Origin of the sequence: Saccharothrix deserti (assembly GCF_009769385.1) — a bacterium.
GTDB lineage: Bacteria > Actinomycetota > Actinomycetes > Mycobacteriales > Pseudonocardiaceae > Actinosynnema > Actinosynnema deserti.
Genome location: NZ_VKAB01000161.1, coordinates 1 through 867 on the forward strand (window position 1 = coordinate 1; position 867 = coordinate 867).

Genomic DNA, 867 nt, shown 5'->3' on the forward strand with positions numbered 1-867 from the left:
GCCGAGACGGGTGCGGTTGTGTGGTGATGGTTGGTCTCGTGTTCCACAGGCGGGATCAGACCGAGTTCCCCGTGTAGCCGGCGGTGGTTGTACCAGTCGATGTACTCGGCGACCGCGAGCTCGAGGTCGTCGATGCCGCGCCAGGGTCCCTTGTTGCGGACCAGTTCGGCTTTGAAGATCGAGTTGAAGGCCTCGGCCATGGCGTTGTCGTAGGAATCTCCTTTGCTGCCAACGGATGCGACCGCACCTGCCTCGGCGAGGCGCTGGGTGTAGCGCACGGCGAGGTATTGCGTTCCGCGGTCGGAATGATGAATGAGGTCGCTGGTGTCCTGCCCGGCGCGGGCGCGTGTCCACAGCCCCATCTCCAGGGCGTCGAGCGCCAGGTCGGTGCGCAGCGACGTGGACAGCTGCCAGCCGACTACGCGGCGGGAGAACACGTCGAGCACGAATGCGGCGTAGACCCAGCCGGTGAAGGTGTGGACGTAGGTGATGTCGGCGACCCACAGGTGGTCCGGCGCCGGCGCGGCGAAGGATCGCTTGACAAGATCCGGGCGCGGGTCGCTACCCTTGCCGCTGCGCGTGGTGCGCGGGGTCTTTAGTCGAGAAATCCCTTGCAGCCCAACAGCTTTCATCAAGCGGGCGACGGTGCAGCGGGCGACCGGACGGTCCGCGACTCCGCCCTGGCGGGCCAGCTCGGCGTGGATCTTGCGTACCCCGTAGACGCCGTAGTTCGTCTCGTGCACCTCCTTGATCTTCTCGGTGACCACCGCGTCGCGGACCGCGCGTGCCGAGGCCGGGCGGGAGCGGGCGGCGTAGTAGGTGCTCGGAGCGATCTTGATGCCGGCCTGGGTGAGGACGGCGCAGATC

1 protein-coding gene is annotated in these 867 nt (G+C 67.1%); it reads right to left on the reverse strand.

Features of this window, described 5'->3' with window-relative positions; genetic code table 11:
• The coding region (locus FM051_RS50010; RefSeq protein ID WP_158855011.1) for an IS3 family transposase at positions 1 to 867 on the reverse strand (867 nt) is incomplete at both ends.